At 65.1% G+C, this 16,909-nt stretch carries 17 protein-coding genes; all 17 read right to left on the bottom strand.

The window, feature by feature from the left end; translation table 11 throughout:
• A complete protein-coding gene (trbG, locus tag AC1HIL_RS18450; protein ID WP_028240144.1) occupies positions 1–993 on the bottom strand; it encodes a P-type conjugative transfer protein TrbG in 993 nt (330 codons plus the stop codon).
• A complete protein-coding gene (gene trbF, locus AC1HIL_RS18445) occupies positions 990–1,694 on the bottom strand; it encodes a conjugal transfer protein TrbF (RefSeq protein ID WP_028240145.1) in 705 nt (234 codons plus the stop codon). The genes trbG and trbF overlap by 4 nt, the downstream gene beginning before the upstream one ends.
• Before the next feature lie 12 nt (positions 1,695–1,706).
• Positions 1,707–3,083 carry a P-type conjugative transfer protein TrbL gene (trbL, locus tag AC1HIL_RS18440; RefSeq protein WP_028240146.1) on the bottom strand — a complete coding sequence of 459 codons (1,377 nt, stop codon included), beginning with the start codon at positions 3,081–3,083 and terminating at the stop codon, positions 1,707–1,709.
• Complete coding sequence (locus tag AC1HIL_RS18435) at positions 3,080–3,421, bottom strand: hypothetical protein (protein WP_028240147.1); 342 nt, start codon at positions 3,419–3,421, stop codon at positions 3,080–3,082. Before AC1HIL_RS18435 ends, trbL begins: the two co-directional genes overlap by 4 nt.
• A gap of 11 nt (positions 3,422–3,432) precedes the next feature.
• A complete protein-coding gene (trbJ, locus tag AC1HIL_RS18430; RefSeq protein WP_028240148.1) occupies positions 3,433–4,158 on the bottom strand; it encodes a P-type conjugative transfer protein TrbJ in 726 nt (241 codons plus the stop codon).
• Entirely contained in the window at positions 4,155–6,608 is a 2,454-nt protein-coding gene (gene trbE / locus AC1HIL_RS18425; protein WP_102905524.1) for a conjugal transfer protein TrbE, read from the bottom strand. The genes trbJ and trbE overlap by 4 nt, the downstream gene beginning before the upstream one ends.
• A 15-nt stretch (positions 6,609–6,623) precedes the next feature.
• A complete protein-coding gene (locus AC1HIL_RS18420) occupies positions 6,624–6,896 on the bottom strand; it encodes a VirB3 family type IV secretion system protein (RefSeq protein WP_068681373.1) in 273 nt (90 codons plus the stop codon).
• Entirely contained in the window at positions 6,893–7,276 is a 384-nt protein-coding gene (locus tag AC1HIL_RS18415; RefSeq protein WP_005304529.1) for a TrbC/VirB2 family type IV secretion system protein, read from the bottom strand. Before AC1HIL_RS18415 ends, AC1HIL_RS18420 begins: the two co-directional genes overlap by 4 nt.
• On the bottom strand, positions 7,273–8,325 hold the full coding sequence (gene trbB, locus AC1HIL_RS18410) for a P-type conjugative transfer ATPase TrbB (RefSeq protein ID WP_005304532.1): 1,053 nt from the start codon (positions 8,323–8,325) through the stop codon (positions 7,273–7,275). Before trbB ends, AC1HIL_RS18415 begins: the two co-directional genes overlap by 4 nt.
• Positions 8,322–8,786, bottom strand: coding sequence for a ribbon-helix-helix protein, CopG family (locus AC1HIL_RS18405; protein ID WP_005304534.1), 465 nt, complete (start codon positions 8,784–8,786; stop codon positions 8,322–8,324). The genes trbB and AC1HIL_RS18405 overlap by 4 nt, the downstream gene beginning before the upstream one ends.
• Positions 8,783–10,783 (bottom strand): conjugal transfer protein TraG, encoded by a 2,001-nt coding sequence (locus AC1HIL_RS18400; protein ID WP_043373736.1) that lies wholly within the window; start codon positions 10,781–10,783, stop codon positions 8,783–8,785. Before AC1HIL_RS18400 ends, AC1HIL_RS18405 begins: the two co-directional genes overlap by 4 nt.
• A 235-nt stretch (positions 10,784–11,018) precedes the next feature.
• Entirely contained in the window at positions 11,019–11,297 is a 279-nt protein-coding gene (locus AC1HIL_RS18395; protein ID WP_005304541.1) for an EexN family lipoprotein, read from the bottom strand.
• Complete coding sequence (locus tag AC1HIL_RS18390) at positions 11,294–12,238, bottom strand: LysR family transcriptional regulator (RefSeq protein ID WP_005304543.1); 945 nt, start codon at positions 12,236–12,238, stop codon at positions 11,294–11,296. The genes AC1HIL_RS18395 and AC1HIL_RS18390 overlap by 4 nt, the downstream gene beginning before the upstream one ends.
• Positions 12,239–12,271: 33 nt before the next feature.
• Positions 12,272–12,583, bottom strand: coding sequence for a DUF3861 domain-containing protein (locus AC1HIL_RS18385; RefSeq protein ID WP_005304546.1), 312 nt, complete (start codon positions 12,581–12,583; stop codon positions 12,272–12,274).
• Positions 12,584–12,613: 30 nt separating this feature from the next.
• The gene (locus tag AC1HIL_RS18380) at positions 12,614–13,648 is read right to left on the bottom strand and encodes an HlyD family secretion protein (RefSeq protein ID WP_005304549.1); all 1,035 of its coding nucleotides are present in this window, start codon (positions 13,646–13,648) and stop codon (positions 12,614–12,616) included.
• Between the two features lie 7 nt (positions 13,649–13,655).
• Positions 13,656–15,227, bottom strand: coding sequence for an MFS transporter (locus AC1HIL_RS18375; protein WP_005304552.1), 1,572 nt, complete (start codon positions 15,225–15,227; stop codon positions 13,656–13,658).
• Positions 15,224–16,759: an efflux transporter outer membrane subunit gene (locus AC1HIL_RS18370; protein ID WP_005304555.1), complete on the bottom strand. Its 1,536-nt coding sequence runs from the start codon at positions 16,757–16,759 to the stop codon at positions 15,224–15,226. The genes AC1HIL_RS18375 and AC1HIL_RS18370 overlap by 4 nt, the downstream gene beginning before the upstream one ends.
• Positions 16,760–16,909: the final 150 nt, after the last annotated feature.

The following is a 16,909-nucleotide window of genomic DNA, read 5'->3' as shown; positions in this document are numbered from 1 at the left end:
TCAGTTCCTCCGCGCAACGCCGTCCGTGCGCTCGATTCGCACCACGTCGCCCTTGTCACTGCCCAGGCGCAGTTCGGCCGCGCCGAACAGCCGATCCACGATGTAGTACGGCGAGCGGAAGCGGTAGTTCACCAGTTGTCCATCGCCCTGCGCGCCGATGACGAACAGCGGTGGCAGCTCGCCTTGCGCGATGCCCGGCGGAAACTGGATATAGACCTTCTCGCCGTCATCGAAGGCGCGCAGCGGCTTCCACGGCGGATTGCTGCCGCTGATCGCGTAGCGGAACCGCAGCTTCTCCAGCGACAGTCCGGTATCGACCGGGGCGGCGGCACTGGCCGCCTGCGCCTGGCGCTGCAATGCCAGCATCCGGTCGCGCGGGTACTCCCATGACGCCGACGCCATCCACGTCTTTTCCGTCGAGGTCAGCTCAAGCAAATAGGTGCGGCGGCTGGTAGTGATGACGAGGTTGGTCTTGAGGCTCGAGCGAATCGGCTTGACCAGCACGTTCACGCGCAACTCGGCGCCGCTGCCGCTGGACGTGTCACCCACGATCCAGCGCACGGTATCGCCGGCGGCTACCGTCACCAGTTCTTCGCCCGGCTGGAGCGAAATCACGGTCACGCGACCCACGGCGGCATAGACCTGATACAGCGCGCCATCGGTGAAGGGCCAGACTTGAATCGCGTTGACGTAGCCCTCGCGCGTGGGTGCGACGCGGGCCTCGGCATTGGCGCGCGAGACGCGCACCTTCTCGTCGGCCGGTTCCGGCGTGGGTTTGGCGTCTTCTGCTTCGGGCGCTGGCTTCAACTGCGCCGGCATCGGCAACACCTCGGGTACGGCCACCACCTCCACCGGCGCGGGCGGCTCGGGCAGCGGCTGAGCCTGCACCGGCTCATCGAGCGAAATCACCGGCGGCGGTTTGCCCTGCGTGGCGCAGCCCGCCAGGGCCGCAAGCATCAGCACGGAAACGTAAATACGGAAAGACAGGTTCATGGCTTGGCTCCTTCGGAAGAATCCAGTTCTCGGCTCCACGACAAGCCGTTGACGTAGATGCCCAGGGGGTTCTTGCGCAGGCGTTCTTCGGTGCGCGGCGGCTGGAGCACGATGGACACCACGGCCGTCCACCGCTCTAGGCCAGCCGCGGCGCCGTTGACGTAGCGGCGTTCCGTCCAGCGCACGTTGAAAGACGTGTCGCTGGCGCGCACGACGCTGGCGATCTGCACTGTCACCGACTCCCTGCCGATGCGTGCGAATGGGTCGTTGACCCGCGCGTAGTCGTTGAGCACGGCTGCGCCCTTGTCGGTCGTATAGTCGTAGGCGTCCAGCCAGTTTTGGCGGACGACGATGGGGTCGATGGACAGCGAGCGCACCAGCGTCACGAAGCGCGCAATGTGGTGCGCGGTCTGCGCATCGTTGGGCCGGTAAGGCGTGGCGGCTTCGCCGACGGCGCGCACCTGGCCCGCGCTGTCCACCTCCACCACGTAGGGCGTCACGATGGACTGCGCCGAGCGCCACACCAGGCCGCCAGCCATCAGCAGCGCGAGTGTCAGGCAACCGAAGGCCATCAGCCGCCAGTTCTTCGCCTGCACGCGCGGCGAGCCGATACGCTCGTCCCATACCTGGCCGGCAGCTTGGTACGGCGTGGCAGGCTGCGGCGTGTCGGCATAGCGCACCTGCGGTTTCTTGAATCGCATTGTCAGTTCTCCTTATGAATCGGAATCGCGCAGGCTCGGCCCCTGGCCGGAGCCGCCGCCGTCGCCGCCGCGCAGCGCATGGGCGGTGGTGGTCGCGGCATGGGTGAGTTGCTGGCGGCGATGCAGCCGCTTGGCCCAAGCGGGCTGTGTATTGGCTGCGCCGGACGTGGCCTCGCCTGCGGCGGCCTGGCCGGATGCTCCGGCTGCCGAGTCGCCGTCAGCCGCCTGGCCGTTCCAACCAGAGCGGAAGGGAGCTGCCATGCGTTGCCCAGCAGCGGAAGCACGGGATGCGATGCCGCGCCCGGCGGACTGCGCGCCGGTCTTGGCGACGTTGCCCAAGCCGGCCATCGCGCCCTTCGCGCCACCGCCTGCGGCGGCGGAACCGGCCTGAAACGCCGAGCGTGCGCTGCTGGCCGTCGAGGCGGCAGCACGCGCGCCGCTGCCAGCGAGCTTGGCGGCGGCAGGCGCCATGCGCGCCCCGGCCATGACGGCGCCGCCTACGCCCGTCGCGGCAGCGCCGACGGCAACGGCCGTGCCGGCGGCGCCGACAGCGGCCCCGGCCATCGCGCCCGCGCCGAGTTGCGGCGCACCGGACACCAGGCCCGTGGCGATACCGGGGCCGAAGATCCCGAGCGCCAGCAAGGTGAGCGAGGCCAGCATGATGACCAGCGCATGGTCGATGGAAGGCTCGGCGGGATGGACTTGGAACTCCGCGAACACGCCCGAACCGATGCCGACGATGACAGCCAGCACCAAGACCTTGACGCCAGACGACACCACGTTGCCAAGCACCTTTTCCGCCAAGAAGCTCGTCTTATTCCAGAGCGCGAAAGGCACCAGCACGAAGCCTGCGAGCGTGGTCAGCTTGAACTCGATCAACGTGATGAATAGCTGGATCGCCAGCACGAAGAAGCTCAAGACCACAATCAGCCAGGCGAGGAACATCACCGTGATGGCGTCAAGATTGACGAACACCTCGGGGAAGCCGGCCATCTCGCCGACTTGCTCCAGAATCGGCGCTCCTGCGTCGATGCCGGTTTTCGCCAGCCGGCCCGGCTGCAAGAAGTTCTCCATCGTGATGGCCGAGCCGGTGGCGGTGATGCCCAGCCCGGCGAAGGAGCGGAACACGATGCCGGCCAGCCAGTTGAAGTTGCCGATGATGTAGGCGAAGGCACCGACGTAGAGCACCTTGCGCAGCAGCTTGGCGATGACGTCCTCGCCCTGGCCGGTGGCGTGGCTCATCGCCCAATACAGTCCGGCGATCGTCATGTCGATGACGATCAGCGTTGCGGTGAGGAAGGCCACTTCGCCCTGCAACAGCCCGAAACCCGAGTCGATGTAGGCGGCGAAGATACTGAGGAAGCGGTCGATGATGGTCACGTCATTCATGGCGCGTCCTCTTGATCGGATGCGGCCGGCGATTCGCTGCCGTCGTCCGATTCGGCCGGTGCATCGAAACTTGGCGGGATCGGCGGCAGGTCGGCCAGCGTCTGGTACTCATCCGGCCCGGCCTGGCCGGAGAAGAAGCGCCGCCGGAAGGCTTCGGCGGCGGCGCGGCAAGCGTCCTCGCCCGTGGCCTGCCGGTCGGCCGCGCATTGCGCGCGCAATGCCTTGAGCCGCACGGGATCGGCGGTCAGGGCATCGGCAAGGTTGTCGGTCGGCTGCTCGCTGCAAGCGGCCAGCAGCGCCACAAGCAGCGAAACCGACAGGGCGAGGACGCATCGCATGGCGGCCTCCGTCAGTTGCCGTAGAAGTCCACGCGCTGCGGCGTGTACGGCGTGCCTTCACCCAGGAAGCGCCGCCGCACCTCGCGGGCGCGTTCGGTGGCCGCCGCCTGCCGCGCCAGCTCCAGCGAGGCGGCCCGGTCTTGCGTGATCTGGAGCCGCTGCGACTGGATCGACTGCTTGGCCTGCAAAGCCAGCAACTGGTTCATGGCCTGCATCGCCTGCAACGCGCCTTCGGCCGACTGGCTCTTGCCCACGAGGTCGGCCAGCACGCTTTCGTCTTCGCCCAGGTTCTGCGATACCTGCGCTTGCATCTGCATGGTGGTCTGCAAGCCGTGGAGCGTGTTCCTCCAACGCTCCTGCGCGTCGCGGTACATCTGGTCGCCGCTGACGGTGGCGGCGTACTGCTCGGGATACAGGCGCGCGAACTCCCGATCCAGATTCGTCACGTCGTAGGCCAGGCCGCGCGCCTGGGCGATTAGCCGCTCGGTCGTCGCCAAATTGGCGCGCAACTGGTTCACCACGCTGGACGGCAGGCTGGCGAGGTTGCGCGCCTGGTTCATCAACATCTGCGCTTCGTTCTGAAGCTGCTGGATCTGGTTGTTGATCTGTTGCAACGTGCGGATCGCGGTCAGCGTGTTCTGCACGAGGTTCGTGGGATCGACCACGACCCATTGCGCATGGGCGGTGGCGGTGCAAAGCATGGCCGCGATGGCGGCGGCGATAAGGCGCTTATTCATGGCAGGTTCTCCAGAGGTTGGTCAGCGAGGGAACCCGGCGCGAGGCCGGGGAACGAGGGCAGCAGGTCGGCCGCCCAATCGAGGCCGCGATGGCGCAGCCAGGCGCCCGCGAAGCCGGGCACGCCGGCGTCCAGCAGCACGCGGTCTATGTCGCGCTGGTCTTGCGGCGTGGAAGCGCCCGCAAACGCCAGAGCCGCCGGCCCCAGGTCGAGTTCGAACAGGCGGTTGCCGAGGCGGGATTGGTAGTAGTAGTCGCGCTTGGGCTGCGCGGTGGCGACGATCTCGATCTGCCGCCTGTTGAGGCCGAAGCCCTCGTAGATCGTGCGAATCTGCGGCTCGGTGGCCTGCGGGTTGGGCAAGAAAATCCGACTCGCGCAGCTCTCGATGATCGCGGGCGCGATGCTCGAATCCTTGATGTCGGCGAGGCTCTGCGTGGCGAAGATGACGCTGACGTTCTTCTTGCGCAGTGTCTTGAGCCACTGGCGGATACGCGCGGCAAACACCGGGTCATCGAGGAACAGCCACGCTTCATCAAGGATCAGCAGCGTGGGCGCCCCGTCGAAGCGTTCATCGAAACGCGCAAAGAGGTAATGCAGCACGGCCATGACGGCGGCCTTGCTGTGCATCAGCTCCTCCATCTCGAAGCACTGCACGTCGGCCATGCCCAGCCGGTCGTGGTCGGCGTCCAGCAGCTTGCCGTGGGCGCCACCCAGCACATAGGGCGACAGCGCTTGTCGCAGCGTGTTCGATTGCAGCAGCACGGAAAGTCCCGTCATCGTGCGCTGCTCCACCGGCGCACCGGCGAGACTTCCCAGCGCCGACCAGATAGCCGCCTTCTCGTCGGGGCCGATCGCCACGCCTTCGTGCAGCAAGCGGCCTTCGATCCATTCGGCGGCCCAGGTGCGGTAGCCCTCACGGTCGATGCGCGCGAGTGGCTGGAAGGCGATTTCGCCATCCGTGCCCAGGTCGTAGTGTTCGCCGCCCAGGCCGAGGATGGCGGCCCGCATGGAGCGGCCCATGTCGAAGGCGAAGATGCGCGAGCCGCGATAGCGGCGAAATTGCATCGCCAGCGTGGCGAGCAAGACCGACTTGCCCATGCCGGTCGGCCCCGCGACCAGCGTATGGCCCACGTCGCCGATGTGCGTCACCAGCCGGAACGGCGTGGCGCCGTCGGTGCGTGTCACGATCAGCGGGGGGCCGTCGAGGTGTTCGTTCTTCTCCGGCCCGGCCCATACCGCCGACACCGGCATCATGTGCGCCAGATTCAGCGTCGAGACGATGGGCTGGCGCACGTTGGCGTAAGCATTGCCGGGGAGCGAGGACAGCCAGGCATCCACGGCATTGAGCGTTTCAGGGATGGTGACGAAGCCCCGACCCTGGATGACGCGCTCCACCATGCGCAGCTTCTCGTCTGCGACGGCGGCGTCCTCGTCCATGACGGTGACGGTCGCCGTCAGATAGCCGAAGGCGACTTGATCGCTGCCCAACTCCTGCAAGGCGGCGTCGGCATCGGCGGCCTTGTTGTTGGCGTCGGTATCGACCAGCGGGCTTTCCTGCTGGAAGATCGTTTCGCGCAGCAGCGCGATGACGTTCTTGCGCTTGGCGAACCACTGGCGGCGCAGGCGGGAAAGTTCTTTTTCCGCCTCGGCTTTGTCGAGGCAGAGAAAGCGCGTGCTCCAGCGGTACGCAAAACCGAGGCGGTTGAGGTCGTCCAGAATCCCCGGCCAGGTCGAGGTCGGGAAGCCCCGCACCGACACCAGCCGCAGGTGCTGGTCGCCCAGCATGGGCGCCAGGCCGCCGACCAGCGCGGAATCGGTCAGCAGCGCGTCGATGTGGAACGGCACTTCGGGCACGCCCACGCGATAGCGCCGCGTCGAGATGGTCGCGTGCAGGTAGGTCAGCGTCTGCGCGTCATCGAGCCAGTCAATTTCCGGCATCACGCCGTCGAGCAGGTCAAAGACGCGATCCGTCTCCGCGACGAAGGCTTGCAGCCGCTCGCGCCAGTCCACGCCATTCGTCGGCGTGTTCTCGTAGAGCATCTTGGCTGCACGGGCGCGGGATTCTTCCGGCGGCAGGTAAAGCAGCGTCAGGTGATAGCCGCTCTCGAAGTGATTGCCCGATTCCTCGAAGGCGGCCCGGCGTTCTTCCTCCACCACCCACGAAAGCGGCTCGGGAAACTCCGAGTGCGGATAATCGGCCGCAGGCCGGCGCTCGGCTTCGATGAATAGCGCCCAGCCCGATCCCATGCGGCGCAGCGCGTTGTTCAACCGCGCTGACGTGGCGATCAGCTCGCCTTGCGTCGCGCTGTCGAGGTCAGGCCCGCGAAACCGGGCCGTGCGCTGGAAACTGCCGTCCTTGTTCAAGACGACGCCCGGCGCGACCAGTCCGGCCCAGGGCAGCCAGTCGGCAAGCAAGGCCGGGCGCTGGCGGTATTCGGCGAGGTTCAGCATCGCGGCGTCCTCCCCTCACACGTCCAGCAGCGAGCGGTGCTTGATGTGCCGGGCGAAGACCTGCATGAACTGCGGATCGACGCGCGCACCCCACACCGCCAGCGAATGGCCGACGATCCAGAGCACCACGCCGGGAATCCACAGTTGCAGGCCCAGCCCGACGGCGGCGGCCAGCGTGCCGTTGGCGATCGCCACGGTGCGCGGCGCACCGCCAAGCAGAATCGGCTCGGTCAGCGAGCGATGCAGCGGCACCTCGAAGCCGTCCGCGAAGGTGTCCGGGGCACTCATACGACGGCCCCGCCGGAGAAGCTGAAGAACGACAGGAAGAAGCTCGAAGCCGCGAAGGCGATGGACAGGCCGAAGACGATCTGGATCAGCTTGCGGAATCCGCCGGAGGTGTCGCCGAAGGCCAGCGCAAGGCCGGTGGCGATGATGATGATGACCGCGACGATGCGCGCCACCGGCCCCTGGATGGATTCGAGGATGGATTGCAGCGGGCCTTCCCACGGCATCGAGGAACCGGCGGCCTGCGCGGTTCCGGCCAGGAACAACAGCAGCGCGGCCAGCAGCAGCCCTTGCGCCGCAGGGCGGGCCAGGCAGCGCAGCCGCGCAAGACGCAAAGCCGGATTTGCAGAAAAACGGAAAGCAGGAACGATCATCTGCGTCATGGCAGTTCTCCAAGTGAGTCAGGCGATGGGGAAGTCGCCGCAGCGGGGGCGGCATCGGGACGTGGCGGCAGCTCGGGAAACGGCGTTTCCAGCGCGTCCGCCAATTGGTAGCCCACGCCGTCGAAGCCGACGACGCGGGCGATGTTCTCGATGCGGCGCTTGCGCCCGCGTCCGGCGATGTGAATCACTACGTTGACCGCCTCGGCGATCAGCGCACGGGGAGGGTTCACCGCCACTTCGAGAATCAGTTGCTCCAGGCGCAGCAGCGCGCCGAGCGCGGAGCCGGCATGGATCGTGGCGATACCGCCCGGATGGCCTGTGCCCCACACCTTGATCAGATCCAGTGCCTCGGCGCCGCGCACTTCGCCAACGACGACGCGATCAGGCCGCAGGCGCATGGACGAGCGCACCAGTTCGGTCATCGACACCACGCCTGCGCGGGTGCGCAGCGGAACGTGGTCGCGGGCTGCGCATTGCAGTTCCACCGTGTCTTCGAGCACCAGCACGCGGTCGCCGGTGGCGGCGATTTCGGCGAGCAACGCATTGGCGAGCGTGGTCTTGCCGCTGCTGGTGGCGCCGGCGATCAGCACGTTCTGCCGCTCGCGCACGGCGCGAACGAGAAAGCCCGCTTGCGCGCTGGTCATCATCCCGTCGATGACGTACCGCTCCAGCGGAATCACGCCGATGGCGCGCTTGCGCAGCGCGAAGGCCGGCCCCGGCGCTGCCGGTGGCAAGATGCCCTCGAAGCGTTCGCCCGTTTCGGGCAACTCGGCGGACAGCAGCGGCTGGCCGCGATGGACTTCTGCGCCGACGTGGGCCGCGACCAGGCGGATGATTCGCTCGCCGTCCGCCTCGGGCAGTTCCACGCCCATCGGCGCGCGCCCACTGGAAAGCCGATCCACCCAAAGGGTGCGATCGGGATTCAGCATCACCTCCACCACGTCCGGGTCTTCGAGCGCAGCGGCGATCAGCGGCCCCATCGCCGTGCGCAGCATCTGGATGCGGCGGTCGAGCGACGTGGCGCTCATGGACTGTGGAACGGCGCTCATGACGCACGCTCCTGCGCTTGCGCGGCTGCCGCCGCGTCTTCCATCCGCATTGGGTCGGGATGCAGTTCCTCCACCACGTCGCGCACCAGGCTGCGCCCGCGCAGCAGGTGCCGACCCAACTGTTCAACGAACTGCTCGAAGCGAGCTTTGCCCTGGGCGCGGGCGGCCTCTTGGTGCGCCTCGGGGACTGGCGCGCTGACCGTGAGGTAGTAGCGAATGAACAGCGCCAGCGTTTCGATCTGGATGTTCTGGTCGCGCTCCATACGCTCGGCCTGGCGCGACAGGCGATCCAGCCGCTTGGCGATAGCCGCTTCGCGCTGGTCGGCGGCATCGGGCGACAGCCACGATGCGAGCGCCGCCGCGACGATGGACGACTTGGACACGCCTTTCTTGGCGGCCAGCTCGTCCAGGCGCTTGGCGTGCTCCGGCTGGATAAAGAGATTCAGGCGATATTGGCTCATAGCTCGATTCCGTCGTTGGGGTCGAGGGAAGCCAGCCGGGCCGTGCGCTGCATGGCTGGATCGAACTGGCGAGGAAGGGGAAGCGGCAGGTCGTCGTCGTCATCGAGCAGCCCAAGGTCGGCCGCAGGCGCGGCAAGCTCGGGGTCGTAGGCGACGGTTTCGGAGAGTTCGGGCTGACGGCGTGGGCCACCGTCATCGGCGGAACCCAGGCCATCAGCGGATGCCGCGGCGGGTGCGGTGGGCACGGCGGGAATCGCCAACCCGCTCCAGTCGTCGGGCCGCAATGGCGGCGCGTCGGCGTACTGCCCATCCGCCAGCGCGGGCGGTGGCAGCACGCGACGCTTGAAATTGGCGTCCGCGTAGTAGCGCAGCTTCTTGGCCTTGATCGGTGCCACGCTGGACACCATCACCACGGCCTCGTCAGGTGGAAGCTGCATGACTTCGCCCGGCGTCAGCAGCGGGCGCGCGGTTTCCTGGCGCGACACCATCAGGTGGTCTAGCCACGGCGCGAGCCGGTGGCCGGCATAGTTGCGCTGCGCGCGCAGCTCGGTGGCCGTGCCCAGCGTCTCGGAAATCCGCTTGGCGGTGCGCTCGTCGTTCGTGGCGAACGTCACGCGCACATGGCAGTTGTCGAGGATGGAGTGGTTTTGCCCATACGCCTTGTCGATCTGGTTGAGCGACTGCGCGATGAGGAAGCTGCGGATGCCGTAGCCCGCCATGAAGGCCAGCGCCGTCTCGAAGAAGTCCAGGCGCCCCAGCGCCGGGAACTCGTCGAGCATCAACAGCAGCTTGTGGCGGCGCGCGATGCCATCGGAACCGTCGAGCGATTCGGTGAGCCGCCGCCCGATCTGGTTGAGGATCAGGCGAATGAGGGGCTTCGTCCGCGAAATGTCCGAAGGCGGCACCACCAGATACAGCGACACCGGATGTTCCGCAGCGATCAGGTCGGCGATGCGCCAGTCGCAGCGCGAGGTGACTTCGGCCACCGTGGGATCGCGGTAAAGGCCGAGGAACGACATGGCCGTGGACAGCACGCCCGAGCGTTCGTTGTCGCTCTTGTTGAGGACTTCACGCGCCGCCGATGCGACGACCGGATGCGGCCCGTCGCCGAGGTGCGGCGTGGTCATCATCCGGTGCAAGGTCAGCTCGAACGGGCTGGCCGGATCGGAGAGAAAGTTGGCGACGCCGCGCAGCGTCTTGTCCTCGCCGGCGTAGAGCACATGCAGGATGGCCCCGACCAGCAGCGCGTGCGAGGTCTTTTCCCAATGGTTTCGCTTCTCCAACGCGCCTTCGGGATCGACCAGAATGTCCGCGATGTTCTGCACGTCGCGCACTTCATGCGCGCCACGCCGCACCTCCAGCAGCGGGTTGTATGCCGCCGACTTCGCATCGGTCGGGTTGAACAGAAGGCAATGGCTGAATCGGCTGCGCCAGCCGGCGGTGATCTGCCAGTTCTCGCCCTTGATGTCATGGATGACGGCCGAGGCCGGCCAGGACAGCAGCGTCGGCACCACCAGGCCGACACCTTTGCCCGAGCGCGTGGGCGCGAAGGTCAGGACGTGTTCCGGGCCTTCGTGACGCAGGTACTGGCGATCGTGCTGGCCGAGGAACACGCCGGCCGGCTGTGTGAGGCCGGCCTTGCGAATGTCATCCGCGTTCGCCCAGCGGGCCGAGCCGTAGGTCGTGACCAGGCGCGATTGCCGCGAGCGCCAGATCGACATGCCAATCGCCACCAGCACGGCAACAAGACCGCTGCCGCCCGCGATGGCGCCGCCGGTGTCGAACACGCGCGGCGCGTAGGCGTCGAAGAAGAACCACCACTCGAACAGCCGCCACGGGTGATAGACCGGCGTGCCGAAGAAATCAAACCAGGGCGAGCCAAGGCGTAGTTGGTAGCCAAGGGCCGCTGCTGTCCATTGTGTGGCGCCCCACACGCCGGCGATCACGATGCCGAATACCACGGCGATCTGACCGAACAGCACGTTCGTCCCTTGCATGACCTGGCCTCCGATTTCTCCTGAGCTGATTCCTCATGGAAAGAGCGGCACAAAGGCGTGCCGCAGGCGTCAGGATCGGTGCCGGGTCAGTGCCGGTCAAAGACCGTTTTCAGAAGAAAGGTCGAGCAAAAAGACAGAATGAGTGCGACGGCGAACCAAAGAAAAACGCCGCAAGCGCGAGCGCATTGCGGCGTGTCGAAAAAAAAGTGAAGGCGAATCGGCGAGCGGCCAACAATCAGAACTTTGGCGACTCTTTCGGCGGTGTATAGGGCGTTTCGCCGTCGCCATAGAATCGCTTGCGCGTGGCTTCGGCCACCCGGTTGCACAGCATGTCGCCCAGCTTGGGGCGATCGGTCTTGCACTGTTGGCGCAGTCCTTTAAGCTGGTCAGGGTTGGCCGCCAGCTCTTCCACCGTCGGAATATTCGTCTCCGAATCGGCGGCCTTCTGAGGTGCCTCGGATTGGCCGCAAGCAGACAAGGCGGTCACGAGCAAGAACGGAATGATTTTCTTCATGGCATCAATTCCTCCGGTGGATCAGAACTGCGGCCTCGGATGGGCCTGGGAGTCTCCGGCGTTTCAATTGTCTGTACCCGTTCGATGAACCGTGCAAGTTCGTCGGACGGATCACCGTCAAGACGAAGCAAGTAAGTCGTCAGCGGAGGTACACGCGACGCAAGTGGCCGCGCTACCACTCCCGGTTCACGGCTGGCGGAAATATGCGCAGCGCCCGCCAGCCCGAGCGCGAAGCCGGCTGATACCAGCGCCATCATCAGATCGCATGTGGCAACTCGCTCTGCGATCAACGGTTCCATGTCAGCACGACGCAGCACTCGTTCCACGTGTTTGGCATGGCCTTCACACACTTGCGGATCGCACAAAACCAGCGGATAGCGCAGCAGTTCGTCCAAGGGGATACGCTTGTGGGCCAGTAGAGGATGGCGAGCGGGGACCGCCACCATTAGCGCATCACTCCAAGCTGGCAACGCGACGATGCCATCGCCCACCTCGTCGGACTGAGCAAACCCCACGTCGTATAGATCATCGTGCAACCCTTTAATCTGCTGCGACAGCGGCACCTCGAAGAAGCGGATTTCGACCTCGGGTTCTTCCTGACGACATAACGCCAACAAGGTCGGCAAGCGCGACGGTGTAATGCCATCCGACAAGGCCACTCGCAATTGTCCATGAAAGCCATTAGCTGCCGCTTTCACGCTATCACGCGCTTGTTCCAAGGCGGCAAACACGCGACGCACATGCTCCAAGAACAATGTTCCGGCATGGGTTAGCCGCGTACTGCGCGTGGTACGGGCAAACAGCGCCACACCGAGTTCTTCCTCCAGTTCCTTGATGGCCCGCGACAGCGGCGATTGTTCAATATGCAGCTTCTCCGCCGCACGAGCGAAACGGAGTTCTTCGGCCACGGCCAGGAAGTATCGAAGGTGACGAAGCTCCATGGCGATTCACATCCCATTTCGCAAAGAGAACAATCAGTCTTTTCTTTGGCTGTCGGTTGATCCTGCTTTCAAATCCTTGACAAACTGATATAGCTGCGGCAGGAATGAAAATAGAAGCGGGTTGTCTTTGTTCGCCAGGATGGCTCCGCCAAACAGCTTCAGGCCAACCGCAAATGCCGCCGCATCTGCCTGGCTGCTGAAATCACCTCTGCTGCGAATCCACGTCACGACAGAGATGATGTCGTCATGATTCCCAACCTTAAACTGCAGAGGCTTGCGTTCACTGGGGACGCCATGTGAATCCGTCAATTGCTCCAGAGTTACGCGATAAAGGTATTGCCTCATTTGTGTGGCTCCTCATGTTGGAGTGATGACCTAGTCGCCGATGCGGATCTTCGGCGTTACGGACATACCGACGCGCAGATTCGCCGCATCAGGCTGGTCGGAGTCGATGCGAATACGCACAGGCAGGCGCTGGACGATCTTGGTGAAGTTGCCCGTGGCGTTGTGTGGCGCGACGGCCGAATAGCTGACGCCACTGGCCGGCCCCAGGCTCTCCACGGTTCCCTTCAACTCGGTACCCGGCAAGGCATCCACCTTGATGTCCACCGGCTGCCCAGGCCGCACGCGCGCCAACTGCGTTTCGCGGAAGTTGGCCGTGATGTAGACCGCATCCAGCGGAACGACGGCCGCCAATGGTTTGCCGGCATTCACGAACGATCCGACGCGCACTGACTTCTGGCCGATCACGCCACTGATGGGCGCCGTGATTTGGGTATAGGAGAGCTTCAACTCCGCTGCGGCCTGTGCGGCTTGCGCTTGAGAAAGCGCAGCCTTGGCCTTTTCAAGATCGGCTTTCAGGATGTCCGTCTGCTGCCGCGCCGCTTGCAGGCCCGCGCGATTCTTGTCCCGGCTGGCCAGCCGAATGGCCAACTGCGCCTCGGCCTGTTGCTGTGCCTGGATCGAACCTGATCCATCGGAGGCCAGGTTCCGGTAGCGTTTCTGGTTGGCCTCTGCCAATTTGAGTTCTGCATCGTCCACCGCAACGGCCGCCTGCGCCTGACGTATCGCGGTTTCCTGCTGCACCACACGCGCGGCAAGCCCCTCGACACTGGCCTCGGCAGCGGCGACCTGTGCCTTTGCCGTGTTCACCGCAACGATGAAATCCCGGTCGTCGATGGCGACGAGCAAATCCCCAGCCTTCACTGGCTGGTTTTCTTCGACCAGTACCTTTCCGATCACGCCGGACACCTGCGGCGCGACGAGGGTGAAATCGGCTTGGACGTAGGCATCGTCCGTAGATTGGGTCGATGCGCTGGACTCGGGACGATTCAGATAAATGACACAGCCCACTGCGACTGCGAGCAGCAGCACGGCACTGGTAATCTTGGCTTTCTTCGGCATGGCCATGGTGAAACTATCCTTGGGGCAAAGGTTTGGATTGAGGAGCAGCGGCCTGCAAGTCGGGGGCGGGAATGCAGGTCAGCCGCAATACGAAGGGGACCATCACCAGCGCCAGAACGCCGAGTACGCGATAGGCATCCGCGACTGACAGCACCAGCGCCTGCTGGCCGATGATTCCCATCAGTTGAGCGGGCTCCGGAGCAAGCGGGACGGAGTTGCCTACCAACGCAGCGTGGTCCAGCAGCATTTCCGCGTGGAACCGCTGTCTCACGGTCACGAGTTGCCCAACCACCGCGCCCCCGAGTACCGACCCCAGGGCGCGCAGCGTGTTGATGTTCCCCGACACATACGGGCCTTCGCTGGGATGTACGACGCTGGTACACAGGAACAGCATCGAGACGACAGCCATGGGCTGGCCAAAGGCTTGCAGCGTCTGCGTCATAACGAACTGGTCGCGGTTCCAATCGGAAGTCAATTGCGCACCAAAGAAGCACGCCAGGGCGATCAGCAGCAGGCCGCCCGCGAACACGAATCGGGCATCGACCCATTTCCGGTACAGGAACAGCGCCACCACGGAACCCAGGACCAGTTGAGGCAGCGCGACGATGAGCCCGATTGGTGCCATCTGAAGCGGTCGGTAGCTTTGGAGCGGCCCGAGATAGGTCATCGGCAACATCACGCCAGAGGTCAGCACGACCAGAAGGCAGATGAACAAGGTGAAGCCCAACGCCAGGTTGCGGCGGCTGAGCATCTGCAATTTGATGAACGGCGCCGGGTGATACCACTCCGTCAGCAGATAGGCCGCCAGCAGCGTCAGCCCGGCCACCAATGAGACGACGATGAGGGGGGAGTTGAACCAGTCCAGCCGCACGCCCTGATCCAGGGCGACGGTAATCAGGGCAAATGCCGGCATGCCGAAAGCCATGCCCGGCCAGTTGGCCTGCGGGAAGCGGTCTGTCTGGATCGGGTCTTTCGGCAGGCCCCATCCGATCAACAAGGCGGCAATGGCCGCGAGCGGAAGGATTTGCCAGTACACCCAGCGCCAATCGAACAGGCCATCCGTCCATTGCCCCGCCAGCCAGATCGAGAGGTTGGGGGCGAAGGTGGCCGTCAGTGCATACAGCGCCAGTCCGTGCAGCCGTATGTGGGGTGGCAGGAACTTCAACGCCGCCATCATCAGCACGGGAATCATCGTGCCGCTGGCGATGCCTTGCAGGAAGCGCATGGCCAGCAGCAGATCGAGGTCATGGATGAAGGGAATGCACACCGCCAGCAAGGTGCATGCGCCGATCATCCACAGCTCGAAGCGGCGCACTGAGAGCGTGATGGCGAACCATGCCGCAAACGGCATGGCGATCACTTCGCCGGCGCTATAGACGGTCGTGAGCCAGGAGGCGTCGTCCAGGCCGAAGCCCAGCGCGCCACGCACGTCCGCCAGCGCCAACGCGCCCACGCGGTTGTTCAGTCCGGCCATCATGGCCGCGATGAGGATGCCGACCAGCCCGGCGATCGCCCGCTTCGGAGGGGCTACCGCAGCAGCGGGTGCGGGTGGCGCCGCTGTCGGCTGCAACGCTGCGGCACTCATTGGCCGGCCTTTGATGGCGAGGTGGCAGACGACGCAGTGGTCGTCAGGGGCGCATCGCCGCCGGCCTGCCGGTCGGATGTGAGTGCGTCAGGGTCCCAGCCACCGCCCAGCGACTTGTAGAGATTGACCAGGGTGAGCGCGGCGTTGGTGGCGCTGGCATTGAGGCTGGTCTGGCTGGCAAGGACGCCACGCTGCGCGGCCAGGACATTCAGGTAGTCGGCAGCGCCTTCCTGATAGCCGCGCTCGGCAGCATGCAGCGCCTGCTTGTTCTGTTCATACGAAACCAGCAATTCGGCATGTCGGTGCTGCTGGGCTGCCCAGGCGTCCAGGGCGTTGTCCACTTCATGCCAGGCTTGCAGCACCGTCTGCCGATAGGCAATGGCGGCTGTTCTTTGCCGTGCCTCGTTCAGCGCCAGGCGCTGCTTCAAACGACCGCCCTGAAAGATCGGGAGATAGACTGTCGGGCCAACGGAGAAGAACCGGGAATCCCAACTGTCGAGGTCGTTGAACTCGAAGGCCTCGACGCCGACTCTTCCCCGCAAGCCGATCCGCGGGTAGAAATCGGCCTTGGCGACGCCGATGGCCGCCGTCGCGGCATGGAGCTGGGCTTCGGCGCGCTGTATGTCCGGCCGCCTGTGCGCCAATTCGGAGGGCAGGCCCACCGGCACATTGGAAGGAAGCGAAGGCAAGGGCATCGCCTCAAGCAACTGCGCATCGAGGGCGCGCGGCTCCTCCCCCTGCAGCAGTGCCAAGGCGTTCATCAGCGTGTTGCGGCGCTGGACCAGTTCTGGCACCAGCGCCTCCACCGTTGCCAGTTGCGCGCGCGCCGAAGCGGTTTCAAAGCGCGTGGCGACACCGTTGCGCTCACGGCTTTCGGCAAGGCGCAGGGTGCGATCGGCGACCTCCAGGTTCTGCCGGGTGATGTCCAGTTGCGCCTGCGTTCCTCGCAATTGGAGGTAGGTGCGGGCCACTTCGGCGGACAAGGCCACCCGTGCCGCCTCGCGCTCATACACAGTGGCCTCGAAGGCGGCTGCGGCGCCTTCGCGCGATCGCCGCGCGCGGCCCCACAGATCGAGTTCCCAACTGGCGTCGAATCCCAACTGCCAGAAATCGCTCGCGCTCGTCGGTGCACCCAACGCGGCAAACTTGCCGTGCTCGCTGAGGGCCTCGCGGGAATAGCCTGCCGATGCGCCCACGCTGGGCAGCAGCAGCGAGGAAGCAATCCCCAACTGCGCCCGGCTTTGCTCAATGCGCTCGGAAGCGATCTGCAGGTTCAGGTTGCCCGCCTGCGCACGGGCTTGCAGATCCGCTAACACGTCATCGTTGAACAGCGTCCACCATGACGATGGGAAGTTCGCAGCGGATGTTTCCTGAGCCTGCGCGTAATCCGCCCTGGGCGACAGTTGAACGGCTGCAAGCCTGTCGTCGGGTTTCACGAAGTCAGGACCCACCGCACAGCCGACCAGTGAGATCGTGCAGAGCGCCGTGCCTGCTTGTCGCAGCAGTTGTGAGAGCAGCGGTTGTGACGTCATGAAGGTTTATCCAATGCGCGAATAGTACCGAACCGCTCGGTGTGATTTACGATAAAAGTTAAGCCGACGGCTCACAAGAAACCTGCTTAGGTGCAGATGCCTGTGAGACGAATGGTTAGGTTGATGCGTACCGAGCGGTTTGGTACTATA

Source organism: Variovorax sp. ISS6 (assembly GCF_056523145.1).
Note: the sequence above shows the minus strand (reverse complement) of the source record. Positions and strands in the feature narration are given on the sequence as shown.

What these genes read in the sequence shown, in the direction of transcription:
- trbL (WP_028240146.1), bottom strand. Translation starts at nt 3,083, where the DNA reads ATGAATGACGTGACCATCATCGACCGCTTCCTCAGTATCTTCGCCGCC.
- AC1HIL_RS18395 (WP_005304541.1), bottom strand. Translation starts at nt 11,297, where the DNA reads ATGAAGAAAATCATTCCGTTCTTGCTCGTGACCGCCTTGTCTGCTTGC.
- AC1HIL_RS18385 (WP_005304546.1), bottom strand. Translation starts at nt 12,583, where the DNA reads ATGAGGCAATACCTTTATCGCGTAACTCTGGAGCAATTGACGGATTCA.
- AC1HIL_RS18415 (WP_005304529.1), bottom strand. Translation starts at nt 7,276, where the DNA reads ATGACGCAGATGATCGTTCCTGCTTTCCGTTTTTCTGCAAATCCGGCT.
- trbE (WP_102905524.1), bottom strand. Translation starts at nt 6,608, where the DNA reads ATGCTGAACCTCGCCGAATACCGCCAGCGCCCGGCCTTGCTTGCCGAC.
- AC1HIL_RS18420 (WP_068681373.1), bottom strand. Translation starts at nt 6,896, where the DNA reads ATGAGTGCCCCGGACACCTTCGCGGACGGCTTCGAGGTGCCGCTGCAT.
- AC1HIL_RS18435 (WP_028240147.1), bottom strand. Translation starts at nt 3,421, where the DNA reads ATGCGATGCGTCCTCGCCCTGTCGGTTTCGCTGCTTGTGGCGCTGCTG.
- AC1HIL_RS18375 (WP_005304552.1), bottom strand. Translation starts at nt 15,227, where the DNA reads ATGAGTGCCGCAGCGTTGCAGCCGACAGCGGCGCCACCCGCACCCGCT.
- AC1HIL_RS18400 (WP_043373736.1), bottom strand. Translation starts at nt 10,783, where the DNA reads ATGCAAGGGACGAACGTGCTGTTCGGTCAGATCGCCGTGGTATTCGGC.
- trbJ (WP_028240148.1), bottom strand. Translation starts at nt 4,158, where the DNA reads ATGAATAAGCGCCTTATCGCCGCCGCCATCGCGGCCATGCTTTGCACC.
- AC1HIL_RS18405 (WP_005304534.1), bottom strand. Translation starts at nt 8,786, where the DNA reads ATGAGCCAATATCGCCTGAATCTCTTTATCCAGCCGGAGCACGCCAAG.
- trbG (WP_028240144.1), bottom strand. Translation starts at nt 993, where the DNA reads ATGAACCTGTCTTTCCGTATTTACGTTTCCGTGCTGATGCTTGCGGCC.
- trbF (WP_028240145.1), bottom strand. Translation starts at nt 1,694, where the DNA reads ATGCGATTCAAGAAACCGCAGGTGCGCTATGCCGACACGCCGCAGCCT.
- AC1HIL_RS18380 (WP_005304549.1), bottom strand. Translation starts at nt 13,648, where the DNA reads ATGGCCATGCCGAAGAAAGCCAAGATTACCAGTGCCGTGCTGCTGCTC.
- AC1HIL_RS18390 (WP_005304543.1), bottom strand. Translation starts at nt 12,238, where the DNA reads ATGGAGCTTCGTCACCTTCGATACTTCCTGGCCGTGGCCGAAGAACTC.
- AC1HIL_RS18370 (WP_005304555.1), bottom strand. Translation starts at nt 16,759, where the DNA reads ATGACGTCACAACCGCTGCTCTCACAACTGCTGCGACAAGCAGGCACG.
- trbB (WP_005304532.1), bottom strand. Translation starts at nt 8,325, where the DNA reads ATGAGCGCCGTTCCACAGTCCATGAGCGCCACGTCGCTCGACCGCCGC.